Annotated in this window: 8 protein-coding genes; all 8 read right to left on the bottom strand. The window is 57.6% G+C overall.

Annotation, left to right across the window (positions count from 1 at the left end; translation table 11 throughout):
- Window positions 1-351 precede the first annotated feature (351 nt).
- The gene (locus BQ17_RS09660) at window positions 352-609 is read right to left on the bottom strand and encodes a hypothetical protein (protein ID WP_089726543.1); all 258 of its coding nucleotides are present in this window, start codon (window positions 607-609) and stop codon (window positions 352-354) included.
- Complete coding sequence (locus BQ17_RS20625) at window positions 591-1,220, bottom strand: hypothetical protein (protein WP_141699207.1); 630 nt, start codon at window positions 1,218-1,220, stop codon at window positions 591-593. Before BQ17_RS20625 ends, BQ17_RS09660 begins: the two co-directional genes overlap by 19 nt.
- A gap of 441 nt (window positions 1,221-1,661) precedes the next feature.
- Entirely contained in the window at window positions 1,662-2,951 is a 1,290-nt protein-coding gene (nuoF, locus tag BQ17_RS09655; RefSeq protein ID WP_089726540.1) for an NADH-quinone oxidoreductase subunit NuoF, read from the bottom strand.
- 4 nt (window positions 2,952-2,955) lie between these two features.
- Complete coding sequence (locus BQ17_RS09650; RefSeq protein ID WP_089726538.1) at window positions 2,956-3,498, bottom strand: NADH-quinone oxidoreductase subunit NuoE family protein; 543 nt, start codon at window positions 3,496-3,498, stop codon at window positions 2,956-2,958.
- A complete protein-coding gene (locus BQ17_RS09645) occupies window positions 3,498-4,757 on the bottom strand; it encodes an NADH-quinone oxidoreductase subunit D (RefSeq protein WP_089726536.1) in 1,260 nt (419 codons plus the stop codon). The genes BQ17_RS09650 and BQ17_RS09645 overlap by 1 nt, the downstream gene beginning before the upstream one ends.
- An 18-nt stretch (window positions 4,758-4,775) precedes the next feature.
- Complete coding sequence (locus tag BQ17_RS09640; RefSeq protein ID WP_089726534.1) at window positions 4,776-5,498, bottom strand: NADH-quinone oxidoreductase subunit C; 723 nt, start codon at window positions 5,496-5,498, stop codon at window positions 4,776-4,778.
- Window positions 5,499-5,512: 14 nt separating this feature from the next.
- Complete coding sequence (locus BQ17_RS09635) at window positions 5,513-5,989, bottom strand: NuoB/complex I 20 kDa subunit family protein (RefSeq protein WP_089726532.1); 477 nt, start codon at window positions 5,987-5,989, stop codon at window positions 5,513-5,515.
- A 74-nt stretch (window positions 5,990-6,063) separates the two neighbouring features.
- Window positions 6,064-6,420 carry an NADH-quinone oxidoreductase subunit A gene (locus BQ17_RS09630; RefSeq protein ID WP_089726530.1) on the bottom strand — a complete coding sequence of 119 codons (357 nt, stop codon included), beginning with the start codon at window positions 6,418-6,420 and terminating at the stop codon, window positions 6,064-6,066.
- Window positions 6,421-7,040 lie beyond the last annotated feature (620 nt).

Raw genomic sequence — 7,040 nt, 5'->3', positions numbered from 1 at the left:
CTGTCCTATCCCCTTAGGACTTCTCAATGACTGCACCCCTCCATTCTGGGCTAAGTGGCGCTAACCGACTACCCCCCTTAGCAGAAAACGTGGTCTGTCCCTGAGGTATCCCCACGAAATCGACCTCAGAATCAGTCGCTTGCGCCTTACGGCACGGCCTGGCCCATACCAAATACCGGTTGTTGCAGTAACCGATTGATTTCAAAAGCTACTTTGTGGGGATACTTCAGGGTCTGTCCCCATTTCTTCCATAATAACCTGAACGGCCAGCTTTTTTCTCCGCAACTGCGTTCCCACGCTGGAGCGTGGGAACGAGCCAAACGGGTTGGCTGGATGTGAATGTTAGCTCCATTACTCTTGCTTCTTTGCTTTTTTATATTCAGTTCCACTCGTGTTTTCTGCTGCAACTGCTGCCTTACCTTGCTCTCCAACCTTTTTTGCTTCTTTTCCCTTTGGTGACGCTTCGTTTGTCTGGGTAGTATTATCTTGTTTCCCATTTTCTTGAGAATGCCCCAGCCCGCTATATGAAATGCAGCAAAGCATTAACATCACCGGCACCAATTTTAAGGCATTGAGTAGTCTCATCTTAATCAACACAAAGAGTTGCATGGCGCTGCCCTCTTGCTTTCTACACGCCCTGTGTAAGTGTTAATAATTTCATCAAAACATCCTTGGCCTGGCACTGATACACGTCGAAGTATCCGGCTAGAATCCAGATACTTCTGACAAAGGACTCTCGCATTACTCGCAGTACTCGCAGTACTCGCAGTACTCGCAAGCAAGATTGTTTCTTTGTCACTGTTGCCCGCATATGCGCTTTTTATAAACCCAACATTAAAAGCCGTTTTCGTTATAACCCTATCAATACCAACCCATTGGTAATACTCATCACCCTCTGGAGTAAATATCTTGACCAATACGTCTCCACTTTTGCATATTGTTGCATCTACTTTCGTATTATTAGGTGTTACTAGTGGATCTAATGGAGCAGATGCGCATGATAAATTCTTCCTCCAAAGATCAGCCTGCTTTATTGCATTCTTTGATTCACCATATTGAACACCAATTTTTGCAGATCGAAATGTTTCTACATATGTCGGAACAGCAGCAAATACAGAAACGAAAAGCGCCGGATAAAGCAACACCCATTGCCACCATTTATGGGGTTTTGTGTTCACATCATCCTCCTGGTGTTCTTGTGAGGGTTCTGAAATTGACATATTTGTACCTCCCAGACTGGTTTAAGTGCGATTCACGGAGCTAACATGCAATCAACGGTTTCTCCGCCGCAATAAAGTACCTCTATTTATTAAATATCCCTAAATAGTAGGTACCGGTACCCGATGTTACATACCTGAATATAGGAACCTACATTCAGATTCCCATATCTAGCAAGACTTGGCCTCAGACCGATGATTTCTCAGCCTTTGCCCAACTCAAGCTTCGTCGCGGAACCCTAATAGGACAGGATTCACAGGATTACACAAGATTTACAGGATTTTTATATTTCCTGAATTTCCTACGCCCGATTACGCGGTTACCAAACCAGCAAGCACTTTTCACAACAAAAAATCCTGTTAATCCTAAAAATCCTGTTAATCCTGTACCATTAAGACGAAAGCACGAACCACCAAGAATTGCTCAACATACCTCCGGCCACCTCAGGCGACCTCGGCCAGACTCCTGCCATGCTCGATCATGTACTCGAACTCGTGGCGGTAATGCTTGAGGAAGCTTTGAACCGGCATGGCCGCGGCATCGCCCAAGGCACAGATGGTGCGGCCGCCGATGCGTCCCGCTACCCCGTCGAGCAGATCCAGGTCCTGGGGTCGGCCCTGGCCGTGGAGGATACGATGCAGCACCCGGGATAGCCAGCCGGTCCCTTCCCGACAGGGGGTGCATTGGCCGCAGGATTCCGCGGCATAGAAATGGGAGAGGTTGGCCAGGACCTTGACCATGCAGGTACCTTCGGCGATCACGATAACGGCCCCGGAGCCAAGCATGGAGCCTGCCTTGGCGATGGAGTCATAGTCCATGTCCGTCTCCAGCATGATCTCCCCCGGCACCACGGGCACCGAGGAGCCGCCGGGGATGACCGCCTTGAGCGCCTTACCGTCCTTGACGCCGCCGGCCATCTCCAGCAGGTCTTTGAAGGGCGTACCCAGGGGAACCTCGAAGTTGGCGGGCTTATTGACATGACCCGTCACCGAGAACAACTTGGGACCGCCGCTGTTGGGCCGTCCCTGGTCCAGGAACCACTGACCACCCTGCTCCAGGATGACGGGGACCGAGGCCAGGGACTCGGTGTTGTTGATGGTGGTGGGCCTGCCGTAAAGCCCCGCCTGGGCCGGGAACGGGGGCTTGGGGCGGGGCTGGCCCTTCTTGCCTTCGATAGACTCAAGCAGTGCCGTCTCCTCGCCGCAGATATAGGCACCGGCCCCTAAGTGGACGTAGAGATCGAAATCTGTCCCCGAACCCTGGATATCCTTGCCGACCAGGCCCGCGTCGTAGGCCTCCTGCAGGGCGGTCTCGAAGCACGCGATGGGCTCGTAAAACTCACCGCGAATATAGTTGTAACCGACCGTGGCGCCGATGCAGTAGCCGGCAATCGCCATGCCCTCGATGAGCTGGTGCGGGTTGTAGCGCAGGATATCCCGGTCCTTGCAGGTGCCGGGCTCGCCTTCGTCCGAGTTGCAGACGATGTATTTCTGGCCCGGGGCAGTGCGGGGCATGAAGCTCCACTTGAGCCCGGTGGGAAATCCCGCGCCGCCGCGCCCACGCAGGGCGGAACGCTTGAGCTCCTCGATGACATCATCGGGGTCCGGTTTGTCCTTGAGGATCTTCTCCCACTGGACGTAGCCGCCGATGCCGCGGTAAGTCCCGAGGGAGGCCGGATCCTCCAGATACAGGGTGCGGAAGCAGACGCTGTTGTGAGTGGGGGACTGGACCATGGCCTCACTCCAACCCCGCGATCAGCGCGTCCAGCACCTGAGCGGACAGGTTCTCGTGATAGGTCTTGCCGATGAGCACCGTGGGGGCATGCCGGCAGGCGCCCAGGCACTCCACCTCCTTGAAGGTGAATCTGCCGTCAGCCGTGGTTTGGCCGGGCTTGACACTGTACTTCTTCTCCAGGTGCGCGATCAGGTCCTCGGAGCCGGACAACATGCAGGAAATGCTGTTGCAGACGCACAGCTTGTGCTTGGCCGTCGGCTCCAGGTCGTACATGCCGTAAAAGGTGGCGACCTCATAGACCGCAACCGCGGGCATATCCAGGTAGGCGGCCACGTCATCCATGAGCTCGCGGCTCAGCCAGCCGCCGTTGGACTCCTGCACCAGGGTCAGGGCCGGCATGACCGCGGATTGCTTCCACTCGGCCGGGTACTTGGCGATGTGACGGTCGAGCTCGGCGCGGAGCTCGGGTGTGAACAGGGTCTCCCTATCAACATCAGATAGGCCGCGACCGGAGGGGACACTGAGTGGTGCCGTTCGGAAGCTCATCAGCGGTCGATCTCCCCGAATACGATGTCCATGGTGCCGATGACGGCGACCACATCCGCCAGCATGTGTCCCTTGGTCATCTCGTCCATGGCGGAGAGGTGGACGAACCCCGGCGCCCGGATCTTGAGTCGATAGGGCTTGTTGGCACCATCGGAGAGGATATAGCAGCCGAACTCGCCCTTCGGCGCCTCCACCGCGGCATAGACTTCGCCGGGGGGCGGACAGTAGCCTTCGGTGAAGAGCTTGAAATGATGGATCAGGGCCTCCATGCCGTCCTTCATTTCCGAGCGGGGAGGCGGTGCGATCTTGTGGTCGTCGATCATCACCGGGCCCGGATTGGCGCGCAGCCAATCTACGCACTGTTTGATGATCCGGTTGGACTGACGCAGCTCTTCGACCCGCACCAGGTAGCGGTCGTAACAGTCCCCGTTTTGGCCCACCGGGATATCGAAATCCACCTGGTCATAGGCGGCATAGGGCTGCTTCTTGCGCAGGTCCCAGGCAAAGCCGGAGCCGCGGATCATGGGACCCGTGAAGCCGAGTTGCAGGGCGCGCTCGGGAGAGACGACGCCGATGCCGACCGTGCGCTGCTTCCAGATCCGGTTGTCGGTGAGCAGGGTTTCGTACTCGTCCACATAGGTCGGGAAGCGCTCGGTGAAGTCTTCGATGAAATCGAGCAGCGACCCGCCGCGGGCGGCGTTCTTGCGCTCCATATCCGCCTGGCTGTGATACTTGGTGGCCGCTTCCGAATAGCGGGGCATCCGGTCGGGCAGGTCCCGGTAGACGCCGCCGGGGCGGTAATAGCCGGCGTGCAGACGGGCACCGGAGACCGCCTCGTAACAGTCCAAAAGGTCCTCGCGCTCGCGAAAACAATAGAGGAACATGGTCATGGCGCCCACATCGAGCCCATGGGATCCCAGCCACAGCAGGTGGTTCAGGATGCGCGTGATCTCGTCGAACAGGGTGCGGATCCACTGGGCCCGCTCGGGGGCTGTAATCCCCAACAGCTTCTCGATGGCACGCACATAGCCGTGCTCGTTACACATCATGGACATGTAATCGAGCCGGTCCATATAGCCGATGCTCTGATTGAAGGGCTTGGACTCGGCGAGCTTCTCGGTGCCCCGGTGCAGGAGCCCGATGTGGGGATCGGCGCGGACGATCACCTCGCCGTCCAGCTCTAAGACCAGGCGTAGAACGCCGTGGGCCGCCGGGTGCTGGGGGCCGAAGTTGAGGGTGTAGTTGCGGATTTCAGGCATCTTGCTCAGACATCTTGCTCAGACATCCGGGGCATCCGGTGATGTGGCCGATCCGCCCTCACAGCGGGCATCGGCGCGGATGACGCGGGGCACCAGGGTGCGCGGCTCGATGCTCACGGGTTGGTAGACCACCCGCGCCTGCTCGGGATCGTAGCGCATCTCCACCTGCCCGACCAATGGAAAGTCCTTCCGGAACGGATAGCCCATAAAACCATAATCGGTGAGGATACGTCGCAGGTCCGGGTGACCATTGAAGAGAATGCCGAACAGATCGAAGGCCTCGCGCTCGAACCAGTCGGCCGATGACCAAACCGTCACCACCGAATCCACCATGGGCCGGGGCGCACCGGCATACACCCGCACCCGCAGGCGTCGATTGTGGGTCAGCGAGAGCAAATGGTAGACCACGGCGAAGCGCTTGGGATCCTCGATCTCCTCCAGCTCGAAACCGCGGGCGACACCACGACCGAAGCCGCTGCTCGAAGCCTCTGCCGTTACCCACTCCGAACGCCCGTAGGCCGCATAGTCCACCCCACAGACGTCAATGAGCTGCTCGCAGCGAAAAGCCTCATGGTCGCGGAGCGCGGTGGCGACCGCGATCAAGGTTTGCCGGGGAACCACCAAGGTGACTTCACCCGGAGCGGTCAACACTCCGCAATCCTGGGCGCCGAAATGTTCGGTGAGCCCATCCGCCAACCCGTCCAACCTGGCGTCGCCGGTTTTCGATTCCTGGTATGACATGTGCAGATAACTGCTCAGCGGGCGATGGTGTTGGTACGCCGGATCTTGTTCTGCAGCTGGAGGATGCCGTACAAAAGGGCCTCCGCCGTCGGTGGGCAACCGGGAATATAGATATCCACCGGAACGATGCGATCACAACCCCGCACTACCGAGTAGGAGTAGTGATAATAGCCGCCGCCGTTGGCGCAGGAGCCCATGGAGATAACCCAGCGCGGCTCCGCCATCTGGTCGTAGACCTTGCGCAGGGCCGGCGCCATCTTGTTGCACAGGGTGCCGGCCACGATCATCACGTCGGACTGGCGGGGGCTGGGGCGGAAGACGATGCCGAAGCGATCGAGGTCATAGCGGGCGGCACCCGCATGCATCATCTCCACGGCGCAACAGGCCAAACCGAAGGTCATGGGCCACAGGGAACCGGTACGCGCCCAGTTGATCAGCTTATCCGCCGTGGTGGTGATCACACCCTGCTGGAGGATACCCTCGATACCCATAACCGACCTCGCCAGTGATGGTTAGAAGCACGAGAACGGCAACGCCGCCGGTCCGCACCTTTATGCCGGGACCCTTATTCCCACTCCAGGGCCCCTTTCTTCCACTCGTAGATGAAGCCGACAACGAGAATGCCCAAGAAGACGACCATGGCGACAAAGCCGACCTTGCCTACGGCGTCCAGCACCACGGCCCAAGGAAAGAGGAAAGCGATTTCGAGATCGAAGATGATGAAGAGGATGGCGACGAGATAGTAGCGCACGTCGAACTTCATGCGCGCACTCTCGAAGGCCTTGAAGCCGCACTCGTAAGGGGCGTTCTTCGCCGCATCCGGCCGGTGCTCGCCAAGCACGAAACCCGCCGCGATGGCACCGCCCCCAACCAGGATCCCGACCCCTAAGAAGATCAGGATGGGCAGATAGTTTTCGAGCATCTCCCCTCCTCCTACCCCGCACGATGTAATTCTTATGATGGCAGGTGTAGCGGCGGAGTCTAGTGTAGTTCGTGCTCGCCTGTCAAGCCGCCCTTCCGCTGATAATTATCCTATTTTTCATGTAATTAGCCCTTATCCCCTAGTACCCAATTCACCTAATTTTACTGGTTGTCATTGCGAGCGAAGCGAGAAATCCTTGTCCCGACGAAGGAGGGATCTTGTAACTTTGTGGTTGTCTCATCGCCAAAGATCCCTCGCTACGCTCGGGACAAGGATCTCTCCCTGCGGTGGAGATGACAAATGACAATCGGCAAAATTGGATGAAACAGGGTGCTAGAGGGCGTTCTCAATTGAGCTGAATCCTCATGAAAATCAAGCATATCAGGCCCATGTAGCAGCGGCTACGAGTTTCCGAGACACTCCGCGGCGCGGAGCTTCTGCGTTCCCACACGGCGCGTGGGAACGAGAGAATCGGCAAAATTGGATGAAACGGGGTGCTAGGATGTGTTGACATTTAGGGTTAAAACGGATCCGAGCATCGGATTGCGTTACGCCGCGTTCGGCACGGTGCCTGTTCGGGTGCAATCCTGGGTTATTTGGCGTTGACTGCGGGATGCGGC

This window comes from Candidatus Thiosymbion oneisti (genome assembly GCF_900092655.1).
Classification (GTDB): Bacteria; Pseudomonadota; Gammaproteobacteria; order Chromatiales; family Chromatiaceae; genus Thiosymbion; species Thiosymbion oneisti.
The sequence above is the reverse complement of the archived record's forward strand: the minus strand, read 5'-3'. Positions and strand labels throughout refer to the sequence as shown.

What these genes read in the sequence shown, in the direction of transcription:
- BQ17_RS09660 (WP_089726543.1), bottom strand. Translation starts at nt 609, where the DNA reads ATGCAACTCTTTGTGTTGATTAAGATGAGACTACTCAATGCCTTAAAA.
- BQ17_RS20625 (WP_141699207.1), bottom strand. Translation starts at nt 1,220, where the DNA reads ATGTCAATTTCAGAACCCTCACAAGAACACCAGGAGGATGATGTGAAC.
- nuoF (WP_089726540.1), bottom strand. Translation starts at nt 2,951, where the DNA reads ATGGTCCAGTCCCCCACTCACAACAGCGTCTGCTTCCGCACCCTGTAT.
- BQ17_RS09650 (WP_089726538.1), bottom strand. Translation starts at nt 3,498, where the DNA reads ATGAGCTTCCGAACGGCACCACTCAGTGTCCCCTCCGGTCGCGGCCTA.
- BQ17_RS09645 (WP_089726536.1), bottom strand. Translation starts at nt 4,757, where the DNA reads ATGCCTGAAATCCGCAACTACACCCTCAACTTCGGCCCCCAGCACCCG.
- BQ17_RS09640 (WP_089726534.1), bottom strand. Translation starts at nt 5,498, where the DNA reads ATGTCATACCAGGAATCGAAAACCGGCGACGCCAGGTTGGACGGGTTG.
- BQ17_RS09635 (WP_089726532.1), bottom strand. Translation starts at nt 5,989, where the DNA reads ATGGGTATCGAGGGTATCCTCCAGCAGGGTGTGATCACCACCACGGCG.
- BQ17_RS09630 (WP_089726530.1), bottom strand. Translation starts at nt 6,420, where the DNA reads ATGCTCGAAAACTATCTGCCCATCCTGATCTTCTTAGGGGTCGGGATC.